The 19,828-nt window shown below is 61.5% G+C and carries 13 protein-coding genes; 6 read left to right on the top strand and 7 right to left on the bottom strand.

What is annotated here, in order from left to right:
- Positions 1-5 precede the first annotated feature (5 nt).
- From CVS48_RS16505 to CVS48_RS16490, 4 genes are all read right to left on the bottom strand, one after another.
- Complete coding sequence (locus CVS48_RS16505) at positions 6-1,211, bottom strand: ABC transporter substrate-binding protein (protein ID WP_100855377.1); 1,206 nt, start codon at positions 1,209-1,211, stop codon at positions 6-8.
- Between the two features lie 18 nt (positions 1,212-1,229).
- The gene (locus CVS48_RS16500) at positions 1,230-2,027 is read right to left on the bottom strand and encodes a GntR family transcriptional regulator (protein WP_100855376.1); all 798 of its coding nucleotides are present in this window, start codon (positions 2,025-2,027) and stop codon (positions 1,230-1,232) included.
- A 233-nt stretch (positions 2,028-2,260) separates the two neighbouring features.
- Positions 2,261-3,172 carry a nucleotidyl transferase AbiEii/AbiGii toxin family protein gene (locus tag CVS48_RS16495; protein ID WP_157814471.1) on the bottom strand — a complete coding sequence of 304 codons (912 nt, stop codon included), beginning with the start codon at positions 3,170-3,172 and terminating at the stop codon, positions 2,261-2,263.
- A gap of 5 nt (positions 3,173-3,177) precedes the next feature.
- Positions 3,178-3,792 carry a type IV toxin-antitoxin system AbiEi family antitoxin domain-containing protein gene (locus CVS48_RS16490; RefSeq protein ID WP_100855374.1) on the bottom strand — a complete coding sequence of 205 codons (615 nt, stop codon included), beginning with the start codon at positions 3,790-3,792 and terminating at the stop codon, positions 3,178-3,180.
- Positions 3,793-3,883: 91 nt separating this feature from the next.
- Here CVS48_RS16490 and CVS48_RS16485 point away from each other — a divergent pair, with 91 nt between their 5' ends.
- Both CVS48_RS16485 and CVS48_RS16480 read left to right on the top strand, forming a co-directional pair.
- Entirely contained in the window at positions 3,884-7,939 is a 4,056-nt protein-coding gene (locus CVS48_RS16485) for a helix-turn-helix domain-containing protein (protein WP_100855373.1), read from the top strand.
- 52 nt (positions 7,940-7,991) lie between these two features.
- On the top strand, positions 7,992-8,447 hold the full coding sequence (locus CVS48_RS16480; RefSeq protein ID WP_100855372.1) for a GNAT family N-acetyltransferase: 456 nt from the start codon (positions 7,992-7,994) through the stop codon (positions 8,445-8,447).
- Positions 8,448-8,491: 44 nt separating this feature from the next.
- Here CVS48_RS16480 and CVS48_RS16475 read toward each other — a convergent pair whose 3' ends face one another.
- Positions 8,492-13,711 (bottom strand): autotransporter outer membrane beta-barrel domain-containing protein, encoded by a 5,220-nt coding sequence (locus CVS48_RS16475; protein WP_126376151.1) that lies wholly within the window; start codon positions 13,709-13,711, stop codon positions 8,492-8,494.
- A 414-nt stretch (positions 13,712-14,125) separates the two neighbouring features.
- Between CVS48_RS16475 and CVS48_RS16470 the strand changes: the two genes are divergently transcribed.
- Both CVS48_RS16470 and CVS48_RS16465 read left to right on the top strand, forming a co-directional pair.
- Complete coding sequence (locus tag CVS48_RS16470; protein ID WP_100855370.1) at positions 14,126-14,455, top strand: YciI family protein; 330 nt, start codon at positions 14,126-14,128, stop codon at positions 14,453-14,455.
- 171 nt (positions 14,456-14,626) lie between these two features.
- Entirely contained in the window at positions 14,627-14,998 is a 372-nt protein-coding gene (locus CVS48_RS16465; protein ID WP_126376154.1) for a hypothetical protein, read from the top strand.
- 158 nt (positions 14,999-15,156) lie between these two features.
- Here CVS48_RS16465 and CVS48_RS16460 read toward each other — a convergent pair whose 3' ends face one another.
- Positions 15,157-15,621 carry a TetR/AcrR family transcriptional regulator gene (locus tag CVS48_RS16460; RefSeq protein WP_242001249.1) on the bottom strand — a complete coding sequence of 155 codons (465 nt, stop codon included), beginning with the start codon at positions 15,619-15,621 and terminating at the stop codon, positions 15,157-15,159.
- Positions 15,622-15,791: 170 nt separating this feature from the next.
- On the opposite strand from CVS48_RS16460, the gene CVS48_RS16455 reads away from it, so the two are divergent.
- Complete coding sequence (locus tag CVS48_RS16455; RefSeq protein WP_100855368.1) at positions 15,792-17,555, top strand: AAA family ATPase; 1,764 nt, start codon at positions 15,792-15,794, stop codon at positions 17,553-17,555.
- A 2-nt stretch (positions 17,556-17,557) separates the two neighbouring features.
- Positions 17,558-18,592: a 5-methylcytosine restriction system specificity protein McrC gene (locus tag CVS48_RS16450; protein WP_157814470.1), complete on the top strand. Its 1,035-nt coding sequence runs from the start codon at positions 17,558-17,560 to the stop codon at positions 18,590-18,592.
- A 374-nt stretch (positions 18,593-18,966) separates the two neighbouring features.
- Here the strand turns inward: CVS48_RS16450 and CVS48_RS16445 are convergent, their stop codons facing one another.
- Positions 18,967-19,704 carry a hypothetical protein gene (locus tag CVS48_RS16445; RefSeq protein ID WP_100855366.1) on the bottom strand — a complete coding sequence of 246 codons (738 nt, stop codon included), beginning with the start codon at positions 19,702-19,704 and terminating at the stop codon, positions 18,967-18,969.
- Positions 19,705-19,828 lie beyond the last annotated feature (124 nt).

The following is a 19,828-nucleotide window of genomic DNA, read 5'->3' as shown; positions in this document are numbered from 1 at the left end:
CGCGCTCAGGCCTTCAACGGAAAAATGGCGTCGGCCTGGCGGTATTCCGCCGGGATGATCACCTTGATGTCGCCGCCGATGACTTGCGTCAGAAGCGGCTGCGCGCCCGTGTTCTGGCCGTTGACGAACTTGGTCGGACCATAGGGCATGAGGTTGTCGTGGAAGGTGCTGGACGCCAGCGCCTCAGTGATGGCGGCGCGGTCAGCGGACTTGGCGCGTTCGATGGCGTCGGCCAGCAACTGCACCGCAACGTAGGTCATGAAGACCTCGTAGCTGAAATACGCGCCCTTCTCTTCCACCCGGGCCTTCAACGGCGCCACGCGCGCATCCTTGGGGTTGAACCAGTGGTTGCAGTCGATGATGCCGTTGGCGATGTCCGGAAATTCCTTCAGGAACTTGTAGCTGGACGCCGCGCCGCCCAGCACCGAGTAAATCGCCTTGGGCTGCACCTTCTGCTGCTTCATGGCGCGCAGCAGCAGCGCGTATTCGTTGTAGTAGTTGGCCGGGATGACGATGTCCGGGTTCACGGACCGCATGCGCAGCACGATGTTGTTGAAGTCGCGCGTGGGGTTCGGGTGCTTCACCACTTCCTTCACCTCGAAGCCATGCTGCGGCAGCGACTTCGACAGCAACGCCGCCGTGCCGGTGCCGAACAAGGAGTCTTCGTGCACGATCATCACGGTCTTGGCCGGCTTGCCGGCGGCATCGTTCAAGGCCACCAGGTCGGCAATGGCGCGTTCGCTACAGGCGCGGTAACCCGGGCCGAAACGGAAGGTGTTCTTCAGGCCGCGCTCCACAATCTGATCGGCCACGCCCACGTCCACCACATGCGGCAGGTTGTACTTGGCCGCGGTCTGCGTGGTGGCCAGGCAGATCGCCGACGCATACGCGCCGACAATGGCCGACACGCCCGCCTCGTTCATCTTTTCCACTTCCGCCGAGCCCGCCTCGGGCCGCGACTGCGCGTCGCCCAACACCGCCGACAAGGGCGCGCCGCCCAAGGATTTGATGCCGCCCGCCTTGTTGATGTCTTCAATGGCCAGCAGCGCACCCAGCCGGCATTGCTGGCCCGAATACGCCAAGGCCCCCGTCACCGGATGCAGCACGCCCACCTTCACGGGCGTGGCGCCTTGCGCGCGCGCCACCCAGGGCGCGGATAGCAGCGCCGTGGCGGCGGCGGATCGATAGAGAAAAGTGCGGCGCGAATTCATGGGTGATCTCCGAAGGGTTCAATGAAATTGGGCCGACAGCTCTTCGCTGACCCAGACTTTGGCGTCGATGCTGCCGACGCGCGACAACTGCAATTGGTATTGGTAGCGGTCGGGCCGGTACAGGCCCTGCAAGAGCTGCACGGGGCGGTCGTTCACGTCGCGCACGACGCGGGTCACAGCCAGCAGCGCCGACCCCACCGACACATCCAGATGGCGCGCGACCTGTGCATCGGCCAGGCGAGCCGAAATGGTTTGCGTGGCGCCGCCGAACTCCACGCCCGCCGCTTCCAGCAGCATCAGCAAGGGTTCGCGTTCCAGGTCTTCGCGCGTGAAATCGGCCACGGCCTGCGGCACGTAGGTGGTGATGTGCGACAGCGGCCCGGCCTCGGTGCTGCGCACGCGCAGGCTCTTGTGGACCGGCGTGCCCACCGGAATGCCCAGCGACTCGGCCACCGTGGGCGGCGCGGACACCAGCGCGCTGTCCAGCACCTGCACAGAGGTGCGCAGGCCCATGTTGACGATGTTCTCAAGCAGCCCGGTCAGATGCGCTTTCTGCGACGCGTTGGCCGCGGGCGCGGCCTGCGTGCGGGACGCCCCGCGCAATGGCCAGGTTCCTAGCCCCGGACGCCGCGACACCAGCCCATCGGCCACCAGCATTTCCATTGCCTTGCGGATGGTGATGCGCGCCACATCGAACTGATCGGCCAGTGCGTGCTCGCCCGGCAAGCCGTCCTGGTCGAAACGGCCCTCTTGCAACTGCTCGCGCAGCACAAGGTAGATCTGGTGGTACTTCGGCAGAGGCAGTGTGGTTCCCATGCCGGAAACTCTAGGGGTGTCCTAATGTACCGTCAATGGAACAAATGGCTGGGAGGGTTGTTCTATCGGGAAAACACTGACAGTAGAGGACCGTGCTCAAAAGGCCGCATCGCGCCCAGTCAACGTAGCACCATGTATGTTGTGCGCGACGCCTGCCTTTCAAAGGGGCGAAGCTGCCGGTCGATCGGTAGCCACGACGACACCGGACGAGTCAGGTCAAACCGTGGAGGGTTCTAACGGTTCCGCCAAACTCTACCGTCCGTGTCCCACACTCCTCGAGCACCTTCGGACATATTGAGGCCCTCAATAACTAAGCGGAAAAAACTTCGCAATTCGGATTGAAGGTCTGGAAACGACGGCGGCGTTAGAGTTGGGGAGGTCCGACGTAGAAAACCCGACCACAGACCACGTTCATCAACAATCGCGGCAAACGTACTGGTAAGCCCCATCGGCATTTCCGTCGGAATAGCCGTCTCGCGGCGCCGAAGAGTTCCACCGACGGCCTCGACTACATTGGCCATATCGAACGGAAAGATCCTAGTGGTGACCCATACGTCGTAATAGTCCTTAATTCGGGTATTGGTTTCGCCGAACCTGATCATCGCCTCAAATTTCTCGGCGACTACCGTCTCGGGTGGATACATCAAAATGCTGGCATGCGGGACGTCAGGCACTAAGCTCGGAAATATTTCGCGCTTCGGTTCCGGATAGACTCGGTCACCGAAACCGACGTCAATCTGGACTGGGATCCTTGCCCCCGCCAAGTCTGCGGCGAGGCTAATGCGAGATCCGTGGTACTTGTCGGCTTCGCGAACCGCCTCGACCCTCACCATGGCCGCATCAAAAACAATACCGTCGGCGACGCATTCGACCTGGCAGATGCGAGTGAAGAGTTCCACGAGAGCCGCAGGTTCTGAATTTCCCTGCCCCAATAGATCCAGATCGCCGGTCGGGCGGAAGACGTATCTGGGCCAAGTCACGAACAACATTGCACCCTTCAGCACGTAATGTTCTCCCACCTTCGTCTGACTAAGGCGGAACAGCAGTCGCTCAATGGCGTAACGAGTCAGCACCCGCTGAAAGTCGTCCCCGTGTCGTTTGGCATGGGTGAGCAGCCTTGCACGTATCGAGAAGGCGGGATTCATCACTATCATTGCATCGCCCTGATATACGGTGCCATTAGACCGGCGACCCGGTTAATCGCAGCAAATTTCATAAGGTCACTAGGGGTAGCCTTGCGCTGATGCAGGGCGTCACGCAGGGCTTCGATAGCCACATCCTCACCTACATGACGCCGATGCTTGAAACAATCTGCCACCGTCTTGGCAACGCAGTAAACGGGCACAGCCACCCCTTCCACGTCGACGTATTCGACGCCGGCGGTCAGGGTCTCGCCCGTGGCGCGCACAATTTCTAGTCTCAGACCGGTTGACTTAGGTACACGGGACTTGTGGGGAATGGTCATCCAGACGGCATTCGGCAGTTGCGTCGTCACTTCGTGCCAGCGAAGAGCACTGATCAGGCTAATGACTCCCTTAGGCACTCGGCGGGCCGCCTCGGCGAGATCATGGGCGGCATCTTCGCCGACGCGATCCGGTGTTTGGTAGAGACCGCGACCCAAACGGATAAGGTCGCCACTGTCGGTCAGGCGTTTTAGATATGCGAGGGGAATGCCCGCAGCCGTAAGGTCACGCGCGCGCGCGATTCCTCTGTCCCTCACTAGCTGAAGGACTCGTTCGCGATTAGAAATGGGATATTCGGACATGATGTGTTCGATTGTAGGCACATAGAATATTTTTGCCGACAAAAAAAAACAGTTTGCTTTTTTAAACTGATGTCATATATTTCATATGACCATGAGCAAATCCCTTTCATCGCCTGAACTTACTCCTAAGCATGTACGCGCGGCGCGCGCATTGCTGGCATGGTCGCAGCAGGATCTTGCCAAAGCTGCAAAGGTTGCAACGTCAACCGTTGCAGATTTCGAGCGCGGCTCACGCACCCCTGTCGCAAACAACGCGCAAGCCATCCGTAGCGCCCTGGAGAACGCAGGCATCCGCTTCCTACCGACCGGTGCGGTGATTGGTCCGGCCGTGCCGATGATGCAACCGTCTATTCGACCTGGGACCCCAGTGCGCTGGGTCAACGCCGACGATCTGGCCATGTGGGCCCAACGGACTGATGGGCCGGTAAACCTTCCCACTTTAGTAGCCTTCCTGGTTCGAGCCACACATGGCAGCACAGCACATCTGCGCTTCCCCGCAGACGGCGGTGTGCGTCATCCAGGTTGGGACGGACTAACCAACGCTGAAATCGGTAGCGAGTATGTTCCGCAAGGTAAAGCCGGGTGGGAGCTCAGCGCCCAGCGCAAGGACGTGGGCCTGAAAATCACCAACGACTACCGAAAGCGCACGGACAAGCCAGCCCCCCTCGACCCCGTGTCGTCGGCCTGCATTTTCGTGACTCTCCACCGGTGGCCCCAAAAAGACGAATGGGCCAAAGCTCGGATGGCTGAAGGCCCTTGGCGCGAGGTCCGCGTCTACGATGCCGACGATCTTGTCCATTGGATTGAGCAGACCCCTGCAGTCGGTCTATGGCTCGCAACCCGCCTAGATAAGCGCCCCGCAGGAACGCAAGAGCTCGACGAGGCGTGGGAAGAGTGGTCGCGCGCCACCCAGTGGCCGCTAACCGAAGACCTTGTGCTAAGCGACCGCGACCAAGATGCCGCCGAGGTACTACGCTGGCTTCGCGCTGAACCCTCGGTCCTATCCTTGCAAGCCACATCATCCGAAGAGGTAGTTGCGTTCTTCCATGCCACGCTCAACGAACTCCCGGACGACCTTGGAGCGGCCTACCGTGCTCGTTGCTTGGTAACAACCGCAGCGGCCGCGCGGGCCCTGGCAAACACTCCAGGGCCGCTTATCCTGATTCTGACCGAGCCGGCTCCCGGCCTAGCGCAGAACCTCGCCCAGAGGGGGCACTTTGTGCTGCAGATCTACGATGAGGGCCACATATCCGGAGGTGAAATACGCATGCTCGCGCGCCCATCTCGAGATGGGATTGCCCGTGCCTTGCAAGCAGCGGGCTTAGTTGAACCCCGAGCAGAGGCGCTTGCTCGCGACTGCGCCCGTAATCTCGCTATCCTCCGACGACTAATTCCAGGAGCTCGCGGTCGATTGCCGAAATGGGCCCATGAGCCCCCGCGCGCGCTCATGGCGGCGCTCCTGGCCGGAGGCTGGGACGAGAGCGTCCAGGCCGATAAAGCTAGACTCTCTGAGCTCGCCGACGCACCCTACGATCATGTGATTGCCGCACTGACGCCGTATATCGGCCACTTCGACAGTCCGTTGCAGAAGGTTGGCGCAACGTGGCGCGTGGCATCGCCGTCCGACGCTTGGGTCCTATTCGCTCACCACCTCACGGCCCTTGACATCGATAGATTTGAGGCCGCCGCCCATGCAGTTCTCGGAGCGGCCGATCCGCGTTTCGACATGGATCCCACCGAACGCTGGATGGCGTCTGTAAATGGCATCAATCGTGACTACTCGCGGTTAATCCGACACGGCATCGGCCAAGTGCTCATTCTCTTGGCACTGTGGGGCGACCAGGTACGCACCGTACCAGACGCCGCACGCCGCGCCGACGCTATTGTCACCAAACTGCTGGACGGCGCCGATCGTCATCGTTGGTGGTCCTTATCCCGAGACTTTCGACTTCTGGCAGAGGCATCGCCAGCTGCATTCCTGTCGGCGGTCGAGGACAGCCTAGACCAGCCTGACCCACCGATCTGCGCCCTCTTCGTCCATGACGAAGACGGCGTTTTTGGCGCCGAACATCTGTCAGATCTAATGTGGGCTATGGAAACCCTCGCCTGGTCGCCAGATTGGCTACCACGCGTGGCTCTCGCCCTCGCCCGAATGGATACGCTCGACGTCAAGCCACGACGCTATTCGAATGGTCCTGCAAATAGCTTGCGCGAGCTATTCCTACTGTGGAGTCCTCAGACTTACGCCACACTTGACGAACGGCTTCGCACACTCGACCTCATCCGAAAGAGAGAGTCCAATGCGGCTTGGAAGCTAATGCTAGGCATCCTCCCTAGAGGTCAAGACAGTTCAACCCCCTCACCGATGCCCAGGTGGCGCGACTTCTCGGTCAAAAAAGTCGAGGCAATCACCTGGCCGCTAATCGGGCGTGGTGCTACCGCGGTCAGCCAGCGGCTGCTGGAAGACGTGGGCCTTGATTCCGCACGATGGGTGACGCTGCTCGACCGAATTAACGACCTGGGTCCCCACCCAGAGGCCGTTCTAGACGCACTTGAGGCCGCCGAAGTACACATGAACGCAAAGGAAGACCGCCATCTCATCTGGGATAAGTTGAGGCAAGTCTTGCATCACCATCGAGAATATCCGGATGCTGAGTGGCGACTGAAAGATCCTGTGTTGGATAGGCTGGACACAATCTACGATCGCTTCGCTCCGGAAAGTCCTCTAGAACAAGTAGCCTGGCTATTTGAGAATGGCGTTGCGTTGCCGAGCCCGTCGGGAGAGGGGTGGGAAGCTCATCAGCGCGATGTTGAAGTGGCCCGGATTGAGGCCGCCAAAAAGGTATTTAGCCTCGGAGGTGTTGCTGAAGTGCTAGCTCTTGCCCATCTAAGCGAAGCGCCGGGGGTACTTGGCAAGGCGGTCTATGACGCTGGTTTTCCGGCAACTGACACGGATGCCCTAATTGACGCAGCTGTTCGGAGTGAAGACACGCGACAGTGTGACTTCGCGCATGGCCTGATCATTTCGGCGTTCCAGGACCGTAAGGAACCATGGGGCGCGGAGCTAGTCGCCAAGGCCAGGACGCGCGCCTGGGGCGACACAGCGCTACTCACCATCCTGGGAGCGCTGCCGTTTGCGCGCTGGACCTGGGAGCAAGTCGCCGAGATCGGTGGTGCGATCGAGACCAGTTATTGGCGCAGAACGCCCGTGCACTGGATGAGCGACGGCAACAAAGACCGGTCGTACGCAATCCGACACCTCATCGATGCTGATCGCGCCCGGCACGCTCTACCGCTCGCACATAGCCGGGACCGGGCGGAGGTACCAACAGAATTGCTGATCGAAGTTCTGAAAGAGGCCGCGCGCCAGCCATTCGAGGATAACGGCGACAACAACGAAGCTACGATGTTTCAGTACTATGTTGCCGAAGCGCTAAACGCGCTCGACACACGGGAGGACGTTGAGCGCAATGTGTTGGTGGTGCTGGAATGGAACTACCTGCGCCTTCTGGAGCGCTCTGGTCGACCAGCAAAGGCGCTGCTCCGCGCTCTGTCAGAACAGCCATCACTATTCATCGAAATGCTAAGCGCCGTGTTCCGACCGAGCGAAGAGAGTGAAGTAAGTGACGTCGAGCCCGAAGATCCAGACCAAGCTCGAGCACTCGCGAGCCAAGCCTACCGCTTGCTCTCGCTTTGGGATCGTCTGCCAGGAACACGAGAAGATGAAACGATAGATGTGCAGGTTCTCGAAGCCTGGATCAAAGAGGCGCGAACGCTAGCCAAAGCCGTTGGACGTGAGGTCATCGCTGACGAGTACATAGGAAAAATTCTGTCCGCCTCGCCAATGGGCACCGACAGCAACTGGCCTGCCGAACCCGTGCGTGACGTACTTGACCTCTTCCGCAACAAATCAATGCTTAACGGCTTTCAAATCGGCAAGAGTAACCGCCGTGGTGTGACAACCCGTATGCCGCGAGACGGTGGAGACCAGGAACGGGCGCTTTCGGCGCGGTATCGCGCATGGTCCAGAGCAATCGGTTTCGAACATCCGCATACCGCCAAGGCACTCGACGGGCTCGCCGATCGGTACGAATGGGACGCCCGGCGTCACGACGAGGACGCTGAACGCTTCGATTGGGAAGGCTAAATCTTCGCTTGCGCCCGTAGATAACAGGACGACATCTGATAGGGTACGTGCCATGCCCATCACCTACCGATCCGCCATTGCCGACGACGCCGCCGCGTGCATCACGCTGCGGACCCAGACCCGCGAAAACGCGGTCACCGAAGCAGAACTCGCCGCCGCCGGCATCACGCGCGAAACCTGGGCGGCGGGGATCGACGCCGGCCTATACCCCGGCATGGTCGCGATGGACGGCGATGTGCTGGCGGGCTATTGCTTCGCGCACCGGGATACCGGCGAGATCGTCGTGCTGGCCTTGCTGCCCGCCTATGAAGGCCTGGGAGTGGGCAAGACGCTCTTGGGCATGGTGGTTGAGGCGCTACGCACGCGCGGATTTGCGCGTGTGTTCTTGGGTTGCGCCACGGATCCGGCGGTGCGGTCCTATGGGTTTTACCGGCACCTGGGATGGCGGTCCACAGGCACCTTCAATGACGCCGGCGACGAGGTGCTGGAGTTTACGTTTGACGGCTGATCAGTAAGCTGCGAACCGTCCTCCGACTCCCATTGCTGAACGCGTCAGAACTTCCAGCGCACGTCCACCGACCCCGTGTGTTGACGGTTTCCACCCCCGAATTCGCCGCCGTAGCTCACGCCCGCCGTCATGTTGCGCACCGCGACAAGGTCGGCGCCCAGTTCGATGCGGGCCGCGTCCCGCGCGATGGGCGCGCCCGCCACGGAAAACGAAGCCCCCTGGTCGAAAGCCAGCGTCTGCGTCGGCTGCAGGCTGCCATACGCGTGGCGCCAGCCAAGCATGCCGCGCAACACGATGGCGGATCGAGCCGGTGACCACTGGCCGCGCAGACCCGCCAGCGTGCTGGTGGTGTCCTGCGTCTGGGCGCGGCCGGACAGGGCCGCGGATCCGCCCGATTCAGAGAAGCCGCGCATGCGCAGTTGGCTCCACGACAGGCCGACAAAGGGCTCAAGCGTGACGGTGGGCGCCACCGCCAGGGAATATCCCGCTTCGGCGAACAACTGCGTGGTGTTGCCGCTGTAGTTCGCTTTCAGGGTCTGGTCCAGGCTGCCGTAGCGAATCTGGCGTTGCGTGTCGATGTCGTGCCAGCTATAGGCCGCGCCCGCCAGAACGTTCACAGCGCCCGCGCCCGTGGCGAAGGACTTGCCGCCGTAGATCGTTGCGGTGTAGCTCTGCGTCTTGGCAGTGGCCGAGCGCTGGTCGGGGCTCAAGCGCGCATCCGTGTAGCCGAAGGCGCCGCCGACACGCCACCCCTGCCCGACGCCGACATCCCCGCCCACCACGACGCCGGTGCTGCTTTGATCCGCGCCCTGCGCGTTACCGTCGCCGCGCAGGCGTTGACGGTCTCCGATTACCTGCGCCCACAGCGGCGAGGCGCCGGACCGAGGCAGCATCGCGGCTGACGGGGGCGCATCCGACATGCCAGCCTGCGCGCTGAACCCGCCCGACAGCATTGGCGCCGACAGGTTGGTGCGCAAGCGGGCCAATCCGGCCTGCGTGGTGAACGGCGTGGCACTCATCAAACCAGACGCTACGCCAGCGTGCGTGTCGCCGGACAACTGGTTCAGGGCTTGCAGCAACTGGCTGGCATCGCTGCTCAGCATGACGCTGCGCCAGACCTCATGGCTTTGCGGCAGGCTGTCGATGGCCATCGCCACGGCGCGCTGGTTGGGCGTTTGCGCGGCGCTTGCCAGGCTGCGTTCGTTACGGGCCAGCGTCAGGGTCACGTCGTTGCCGTCACCGCCTGCCGTATTGACCGAGGCATCCAGGAACAGCAGCGGATTGTTCACCGTGGCGAACCCGCCCGCGACCGCGCCGGCGCTCTGCTTGGAAATCAAGGTGTAGGGGCCGGTCGTGGTGCTCCAGGCCGGCGCATCCACGGGCGACAGGCGCAGGTCCAGGGTGGCTCCCGTGATGTCGACGCCGCCCGCCACCACCACGCTGTCATGCGTGGTGGGCGTGGCGTTGATGCGCAGCGTGCCGTGGTTGACGTAGTCACCGGTGAACGCCTGGGTGCCGATGCCGTCGCCGCCCGGCGCATGCACGGCGCCCGCCAGAAGGGTGGCTGACCCCAAAGTGCCGCTGCCGGCCAGCGTGGCGCCCGACGCGACATGCAAGGATCCGCCCAGGCGCGCGCTCTCGGTCAGCGTCAGTCCACCGGCCGACACCGTGGCCGCACCCGTGTAGGCGCTGCTGTCCGAGGCCAGCGTCAGCACGCCCGCCCCCGTCTTGTTGAACGCCCCCCCACCCGATACCGCGCCTTGCAAGGCGAAGTCATTCGACAGGTCAAGCGCGCCGCCCGCGGCGCCCAGCATCAGGTTGCGCCCGGTGCCTTGGTAGGCGGCGCTGGCGATACGCAGTGCGCCGCCGTTCAGCGTCACATCGGTGCCGGCTGCGCCCAGATTGGCGTCGTTGGACACCGACAGCACACCCGCGGATACCGTGGTGCCGCCTGCGTAGGTGTTGGCGCCGTTGAGCACCAGCGTGCCGCCCTGCGTCTTGTTGATGCCGCCCGCGCCGGAGATCACCGTATCGATCACGGCGGTCGCGCCGCCCAGAACGCGAAGCTCGCTGCCAGCCGCGCGCGTTTCCAGCGTGCCGGGACCGTTCAGGCGATAGCCGTCGGCCACGAACTGCAAGCCGGCGAACGACTGCGTGCCTTGCACGCTTACCGTGCCGCCGCCGGTCGTCAGGAACACGGCGTGATTGCCCGCCCACGCTTCAGGGATGGTGCCGCCGTCGTTCAACCAATTGGTGGCGGCGGAGGTCCACGTTCCGTTGCCGCCTGCCCAGGTCTGTAGAAGATTGCTGCCCGTGAGGCCAACTCGCAGGTCAAGATGGCCCGCCACTTCCGACACCAGACGCACGTCGTAAGCGGCGAGCGAGGCCGGAATGGCGCCCGTCTGCAAGCCGCTGCCCAACAGTTGCCCGCCATAACTGATCAAGCGGTAGTAGCCCAATCCAGCCGTGCTTGCCGGGTCGCTCAGTGCAAGCGTTCCGTCCAGTTGCACATCACCGTCGACCTGCATGTGGTCGCTGGCGCCGGGCGCCGACGCCCCCGTGCCGGGCGCGCCCAGCTCGTAGTCCAGCGTTGCGCCGGCGGCCAGCGTGAAGTTGCCGGCCACCCGCAGGCTGCCCAGCGAATTACCCGGCGCCAGGACGCCGCCGGACGCCACCGTGGTCGCGCCCACGGTGCCGCTGCCGCCCAAGCGCGCGCCGCTGCCCACGGTCACGGCTGACCCGGCGATGGACCCGTTGACCACCAAGGAACCGGCGTCGATCTGCGTGGCGCCCGTGTAGGTGTTGACCCCTGACAAGGTAAGCGCGCCGCTGCCCTGCTTGATCAAGCCGCCAGTTCCGTTGACCGCGCCCGAGAACGTGGTGCTGGTGTTGCCGCTGCCCAGCGTCAGCGTGGCGCTGCCCAGCCGCACATCGCCCGCACCCGACAGCGCGGTCAACGACTGCCCATAGCCGTTGAGATTCAGCGTGGCGCCGGCGCTGACATCCACCGAGCCGGTGCCCAGCACCTGCGACGCGCCCGCCATCAAGGTACCGGCCTGCACGGCGGTGCCGCCTGTATACGTGTTGGCGCCGGAAAGCGTCAGTGTGCCCACGCCGGTTTTGCTCAGCCGGCCGGTGCCGTCCAGCACCGAGTCGATGCCGACGTCGAAGCTGTTGGAATCCAGATACATGCCGCCCGCGCCCAGCGTGATTTCGCCGGCGATGAAGCCCCGGAAGAGCCGGGCTTCCGAGGTTGTCGCCCGCAGCACACCGCCATTGAAGTCGACGGTGCTTAGCGGGGTGCCGGCATGTCTGTCAACGTACGCGGTCTGCAGAACGCCTCGGCCGGTCGCATCCGAACCGTTGATTTCCGCAGATCCGCCCATACCGGCGATCTCTACCTGCTGGGCGCTCAATGTGGCGCCCCCGTCCACGACCACCGAGCCCGTCCCGCCTGATCCGCTGCCGAGGATCACCCCGAATTGGCTGTCCCATCGCGAATTTGCGCCGGAGACCAGGGCGGTCCCGTTGTCAACAGTGCCGACGAAGCTCTTCGCTGCGGATACCTGAGCGCCATTCATGACTTGCAACGTGCCGGTCGCGCCCGCGGCTCCCCCGATCTCAAGGTAGTTGGCCGACCACGTCGAATCTGGTCCCGTCACGGTTGCGGTACCGGCATAAGAAGAGGAACCGACTCGCACGTCATGGGACGTCAATTGTGCGCCGTTGCTCACGGTCAATTGCGCAGCGGCGCCCGCCCCGATGTATACATCGGACGTCACACTTCCCAACCGCGCCGCGGCGCCCGTCAACTCCATGCCACCGTTGGAAACAATGATCTCTCCCGTCGCCGTACTGGCACCCGACAGCCGCAACAGGCCCGCGCCGATGTTGTTCAACGAGCCGGTGCCGCTGATGTTGCCGGCGTAGTCGACGGTGTCGCTTCTGTTGAAGACGACCGCCGAGTTATTGACGATATTGCCGCTGATTGAGCCCGTGGTGCCGCCCTTACCTATTTGCAGCGTGCCCCCGGATACCGTCGTTCCGCCCGTGTACGTGTTGTTGCCAGCAAGCACCGTGGTGCCCAAGCTATTGACCTCCACTCCACCAGAACCCGTGATGCTCGCGTCCAGCGTGTAGAGGGCGGCGTCGGCCTGATAAAAATTGATCCTGCCGTTGTTGACCAAGATAGACAGGTTGGCAATCTTGCCGCCCATCCGTGCTTGGGGAACATCGAGTCCAATATTCAGCGTGCCATTCGTGTTGATGGTGAACGTGCCACCGCCCGCGAAGTCCGCCGTACCCGGGCCCAGGTTCAACACGCCGGCTCCGCCGCCCGTTCCGCCGCCGACCACCAGCCGCGACCCGCTGCCGAACGACAGGGTGGAATTCCCGTCCACGGTCACCGTGCCGTTGCCGCCCTGGCCGCCGGCCGTGTAGGTGACCGCACCACCACCGGTGCCGCCGATCTGAAGCCTGTCAGCGACGGAAAGCGTGGCGCCCGTCGTCAGGGTCAGCGTTCCGTTTCCGCCGCGTCCACCACCAGCCGTCGCGCTGCTGCCTCCGCCCGCCCCACCCACCAGTAAGGAGCGATTCACCGTCAAGCTCGCATTATTGTTGACGGTCAGGTTGCCTGCCACGCCGTCGCCACCCGCCGCGCCGCCATGGCTGGCGCCGCCGCCACCCCCGCCAATGCCCACGTAGTCGTAGCTTGCCGGCGTGCTGATGGTGCCGGAAGCCGCCGCTTGGGCGCCTTGGCCTGATGTACCCGCGAAAGGCGTTCCGTCAAGCCCGACAATGCCGCCGCCATCGCCGCCTGCGCCGCCATTGCCCACGCCGCCGCCAGCGCCCAGCGCGCCACCACCGCTACCGCCGCCGCCTGCGGTGCCGGTTGGGCCACCCGCGCCACCACCGCCGCCAACACCAGCCAGCCCGCCCAAGATACCGGATGAGCCACCGGCACCGCCGCTGCTGCCGCCGGGCGAGTTGATTCCCAAAATCCCGTCGCCCCCACGCGCCAGTCCGCCGCCGGCGCCGCCACTGAATCCACTCTTGCCACCGCCGCCGCCCCCGCCAATACCCCCGCCTCCGCCGCTGCCGCCGGCGAACGAATCCGCCGACGTCACGCCACCGTTACCACCACTGCCCACAAGCAGGCTGCCCGCAAATGACGGGGTTACAGCCAGGGGCATGCAGGTCGCCGCGGCAAGGGCAAGATAGCCAGGGCTCAGCTTCAGCTTGCGGGCGGCAGAGGGGGTACGCATGGGCAATGTCTCGGGTGGGAGGGTTGTTCTTGGCGTAGGTACGGTCTGGAGTACAAAGGTTTATTGCTGGCCAGGAGAGTCAATCGGACGTTCCCCTACACCCCTACCCGCGCAAAGCGATCATGGGGATGTTGCCAAGCTGTCAGCCCGATCAGTCAGCCGCCGCAATGCTTCTGCAGGCAGGCCTGTAAATTCCACGCAATGGAACTTGCCTGGCCGGGAACAAAACCGTGCGCCGACTACCCCTGTTATCGGCGGACGAACACGAGAATTTAGGGGAAGCCACGGCTTTATTTTGTTGTCTGTGTCCCCATTCAGCCGACTGCCCAGCTATTTACCCGAAATCACCCCACCTATTCAAGAAAATCCCGACACGGAATAACCCCAATAGGGATTAACGTCAGGAGACGATTCATGCCAAAGTTCATTGCCATCGGGTATGGAGACCAAGCGGGCTATGACCGCACGCCGCTCAGCGTCAGAAACGCGGCTCACGCGCATGACCAGGAACTTCGGGATAAGGGAGTATTGATGGGCATCGCGGGCGCCCCGGTCCAGGTGCGCAATACCGAGGCGGTTCGCGTTGAAACGACGAACGAAGCCTATATGCGGTCAGCCTTGCCGGTGGCCGGCTTTGCCATCATCGAAGCCGCGGATTTGGCCGAGGCGATAGACCTGGTGTCTCGAACCCCCTGCGCCGTTGCGCATGGCGTGGTTGAAGTGTGGCCACTGGAACAGCCGTAGCGCGGCGGCGTGTCCCGCCGTTTCAACACCTTCGACGCCCGTGCCCACCTCGCGCGCGAACGACCGCTTAATCGGACAGGTGAGTTGAAAAAAATGCCGAGTTCGGCGTATTGGGCCGATGCCGAATGTCGTTCAATGTTCTGCTAGTCAATCGGAAGAATAGGTACAGCCATGAACAGAGTTGAACTGTCGACCATGGGCCTTGGCGCCTCATTGGCCAAACAAGGCCGAGCCAGCGGGTCCAATGCGTCGTTCGCTGAAACGCTGGAAGAAACGCAGCGCAGCATGGACCGATTCAAGACGGGCAAGCCCCCTGCCCCCCTGTCTGCCGCTGAACAGGAGCTGCACGATTTTGTGAGCATGTCCACCGAAGAGCGCTTTTTTGAGATGACGCTGCGGTCGCTAGGCATCTCAAAGGAAGAGTATGAGGCGATGACGCCAGCGGAGAAGGAAGAAATCGCCCGACTCGTGCAAGAGCGCATCACTGAACGCGTTAAAGAGAATGCAAGCAGTGGGCGTGCATCCACTTTCGAGCTTGCCTAGCCCGTAATGCCTTGGGGTACGGCGGGTCTACTTACGTCCCGCAAGATCGCCGCGAATGTCTCATGATTCGCGGCGATCTGTCTCAACAGAAGAGCTTTTGCGTGGGTTCGCGAACGCCGCGATGTAAATTCGGCCAGGAATTCACAACGCCAGCAAGGCTATCGCTGCACCAACAACCCACGCAGCAACAGGTCCAGCGCGACACCCCCTTGCGCCAGGCGCGCATTGCCGTCCTCACCGTCCGCAATCCAGAACGCCGCTTCGGCCAGGCTGCCGTAGATCAACGATGCCAATGCCTGCGGATCGGCCTCGGCCACCACGCCTTGTTGGATCAGGTTGTTGATCAGGCCCTGCATCGACGCTATGCAATGCCGTTGCGATGTCGGTGAAGCGCCCCCCAGCACCGCCCTGGCGTCGCGCAGCACGATGCGCTGGATTTCCGCCTCCAGCGCCATCTCCAGATACGCGCGGCAGCGGCTGCGAAAGCCTTCCCATGGGTCCGAGGCGCTATCGGAGATGGCTTGCAGACGCTGGTCCAGGTTGGCGTCGATCTGTTCAACCACCGCCGCCAGCAATTCCCTCTTGTCGCCGAAGTGGATGCGGTCGAGCTGCACTTGGGACATTGCCGATCCTAACTTCCTTGCCGCTGGCCTCCGTGTATCAGATAATGCGTAACAAAATGTCGCTCGACACCGACCGCACAATGGTGCCGTGGGAATGAACAAACGCGAACGATGTCTCATCTGCGGCCCGGCTCCTGTATGCCACCGCCTTGATCCATCCAGGAGAAAACATGAGTCGGTACTGCGGTGAAACGAAAACTGCCCCCATTCTGCAGGCAGCCGAGCGTTGGCGTGACCGGGCGTTAATCGGTGATGGCTCGGTATTCGGCGAGAAACCGCTGTGGACCCAAGTCGGACTCGACGCGTTGAATAAGTACTTCGTCGAAAACCTAGATCCCAACGGCGGGAACTTTATTGAAAAACTCCGCGAACAGCTCACTCCCACAGGACCGGAGGTAAAGCAGCTGGCTGCGGAAATGATGTGGGTGATGCTGCTCTGTCCCAGCAATACCAGCGCGGCGAAGAAGCGCGAAATCATCAGCGCAATCTGGCGCTGGTCGGACGAAGCCATGCCAGATACGGCAAGGCTATTTCTCTCTGATGACGAGCTTGCTGGAATCGGCAGCGGAGGTCCTGGCTATAACAACTACCGTTGGCGGGAGATGGTCTTCACGATTAACTTCGTGCGCCAGTTCAAGTCACTACCCGTAGACAAGCGCAAGGAACTGCTGTCCAACGGTTGGGCCTTTGCCGAGTGGCTGCAGTCAGTACCGGACAGTGCGGCACGTCAGTTTCGGCACATGCTGCTGTTCCTGCTGTTCCCGGATAGCTTCGAACGCATCTTCGGGCAAGGGGATCGCAAGTTGATAGCGAGCGTGTTCTCCCAGTTGCCCGCTTCGGAGATCCGCGCACAGAACCCCATACAGCTTGATCGTACCCTGCAAGCTATTCGGCGTCGCCTCGAAACTGAATATGCAGGACAGTCTTTGGACTATTACGTCGCACCCCTGCGCGATCAATGGCACCGGCCGACCATTACGCGCCCGGAGGACTTGGGTGCGGATTCGACGATGGTTAACCAACCACGGGCAAACTACGCCGACGAGTTGGGTGCTGAAATCTCCTATACCCTCGATGAAGCAGTCGACGGCTTATTCATTGATCGTGCAGATTTCAGCCGAATCGTCGAGCGTCTGCGTGCCAAGAAGAATCTCATTCTGCAAGGCCCGCCCGGTGTGGGAAAGACCTTCTTCGCTCGTCGCCTGGCCTACGCCTTGATGGCCAGTCAGTCTCCCGAACGGGTTCAGATGGTTCAGTTTCACCAGTCGTATGCTTACGAGGACTTTGTGCAAGGTTTTCGCCCGAGCGGTGTCGGATTTAATCGTCGCAATGGGCCCTTCCATGAATTTTGCGAGGAAGCTAGAAAGAGCAAGGAAGATTTCGTCTTCATAATCGACGAAATCAATCGCAGCAACCTCAGCAAGGTGTTTGGTGAGCTGATGATGTTGATTGAGAGTGACAAACGCGGGCCGGAGTGGGCGGTTCCGCTAGCTTATGCTGACAAGGACGAGGAAAAGTTCTACGTGCCGCAGAACGTGCACATTCTCGGGTTAATGAACACGGCCGACCGTTCGCTGGCCATGGTCGATTACGCCCTACGGCGCCGCTTTGCCTTTGTGGATGTCGGCCCCGGCTTCGGTACACCGCAATTTGACGCTTTCATTAAGCAGCGTGGCGCCTCAGACGAGCTGGCCGCGCGCATCGTGCGCGCCATGGTAGCGCTCAACGAAGAGATCGCGAATGACCGACTCAACCTAGGACCGGGCTTCTGCGTTGGGCACAGCTACTACTGCACTGGCATTAGCGAAGCTGGCGCGACTCCCGAATGGTACGACGACGTTATCGTGTCGGAAATCCTACCGCTGTTACGAGAATACTGGTTCGACGATGAGCCCCGGGTGAAAAGCTGGGAAGATCGTTTGCGTGAGGCGTGATGATGGACACCCCGATCGTTCCGATACGCAACCTGTACTATCTGCTCTGTTACGCTTGGAACCAACTTCCGCAAGGCAACATCGTCAACATATCACGCGCGCCGACCACAGAGCTGGTGGATTTTTTCGCCTTTGTGCTATGCGAAGGTATCGATCATCTTGGACGGCGTGGCCTCGAGCAAGGTTACGAGCTGCGTGAAGAGGAGCTTACCGGAGTGCGAGGTCGTATCGACATACTGCCTTCGGCCCGCCGTTTTTTGGTAGCTCACGGACGAGCGGCTTGCCGTTTCGATGAATTGACACCAAATACGCTGCCCAACCGGATCCTCAAAACGACCTTGCGTCGCTTGTCGAATTCGAGCGGCCTCAACGACAGCCTGCGCAAGCGCGTCCTAGTGCTGCATCGCGACTTGCGCGGTGTCACGGAAACTGTGTTGAATTCACAAGCGTTCCGCCAAGTTCAACTGCATGCGAACAACCGGTTTTATCGATTCTTATTGAATGTTTGTGAGTTCATTCATGTAGCCTGCCTACCCGACTCTGAGACCGGTGGTTATCGATTTCGAGATTTTCTACGTGACGAGAGATTGATGGCGCACGTGTTTCAGGATTTCCTATTCAATTTCATTCGCATCGAGTTGCCACAATGGTCGGCACAACGCGAGCGCATTGTATGGCATGGTGTCGTGGCTTCCGAGGAAGATATGGCACTACTACCACGGATGGAAACCGATATTTCTATTAGTCGTGGCAACGAGCACATCATCATCGACGCAAAGTATTATCAAAACACGTTGACCGAGCGCTTTGGGACCAAGAAGCTGCATGCCAGCAACCTATTTCAGATGTGGGCATACCTGACAAATGTACAGCAGCGGGAGGGTACATCCATAGGCGGAATGCTTGTGTACCCAAGAGTGGATAAAACACTACGTTGTCAGTTTTTAATTCGGCAATATCCGTTGACAGTAGCAACGGTCGATTTGGCAAAACCGTGGAAAAATATTCATGCCGAACTTTCCCAATTGTTCGCATGAACTGTAGTCATCCCGACTTTATCTGGCGTCTGCTGCCAGAAACGGTAGCGTTAGAGTTAGACCTATAGAATTTCCCCTTTCGGCCAAAACCTGACTTGAGTTCCTGACGAGCTGAGGCAGCCGACCACGAACCGACCGATGAGTCAAACCTTACCGATTCTTTTCCCTTAGGGTAATGGCCTGCCTTCGCCATGGACCTATTGGGCGAAGACGCGACTGCTCCAAAGAGCAACGGTGAACGGACGGCCAGGCCATGGTGCGGCCTTTGCCCGGATCAATCCTTGACCTCACCGCCTGTTTCGAACCGGCCGGATAGTTGAAATCGTCCGCCGCTCAGGCCCTGGAGCGCCCGCGCCTTGCCGGCGCGGGCATGCTTACCAGCGGATCGTATAGGGCCTGTCTCCCAGCCCCCACACGCCGTTTTTCCGTTCCAGCATGATGTGCCGGGTCGGCCACTCTTCCGGCGGGGACTCCGAGGGAAAGGCGTTTATCTGCGGATAAAAGACAGGGTCCGCCGCCCAGTCCGCGGTGGCGCGATCTAGACGCCATTCGAAGTGCACCGCCGAAACCGCATTGGGGTTGTCGTCGAACGGATTCTTGCCCGGCTTGGAGTAGTCGAGGATCTTGCCGACCTGGAGGCCGGGGGCGCAGAACTTCGCGCTGTAGTACATATCAGAACCGATGAGAGTCTCGCTCTCTGCGTAGTACGCGCGGCCTTTCTCGGTCAGCTCCATGCGGCTGGTGGCTTCCTCGGGATCTTCATCCGGCTTTGGTGGTGAACCGTCGCCGTTGGCGCTGATGCGCTTGACCGTGATCAGCTGGTGCTTGATCAGCCCCTGCACGATTTTGTCCTGTTGTTCCAGGAACGTGGTGTAGACATTGGCCGGCAAGGGCCGCACGCCCACCACTTTGACGCAGGCGCTGCCTGGCGCGTTGGTGGGCGTCGCCATGGCAGCGACCAGGATCTTGTGTATCTTTCTTTCGGTCAGGCCTGGGCCCAGCGGGGTTTCATTCCAGGCATAAAACCCGGCGACTGCGGCGATGGCCAGACCCAAGGCCCAGGCCTTGCGCGGAATCCGGCGGCGTTTGGTCGTGCGCTGCTTCTGGTTCATTCCCTTCCTTGCGGCTAGTGGTCTCGCGATAATAACGCGGGGCGCGCTTCTCTCTGAAGGTGCAGGATGCCGTCAAAATCAAGAAAGACCCCGGGAGCGCAAGAGTTCGCGGGGTCTCCCCGGA

Origin of the sequence: Achromobacter spanius (genome assembly GCF_002812705.1) — a bacterium.
In the GTDB taxonomy this organism is placed as follows: Bacteria; Pseudomonadota; Gammaproteobacteria; order Burkholderiales; family Burkholderiaceae_B; genus Achromobacter; species Achromobacter spanius.
The sequence above is the reverse complement of the archived record's forward strand: the minus strand, read 5'-3'. Positions and strand labels throughout refer to the sequence as shown.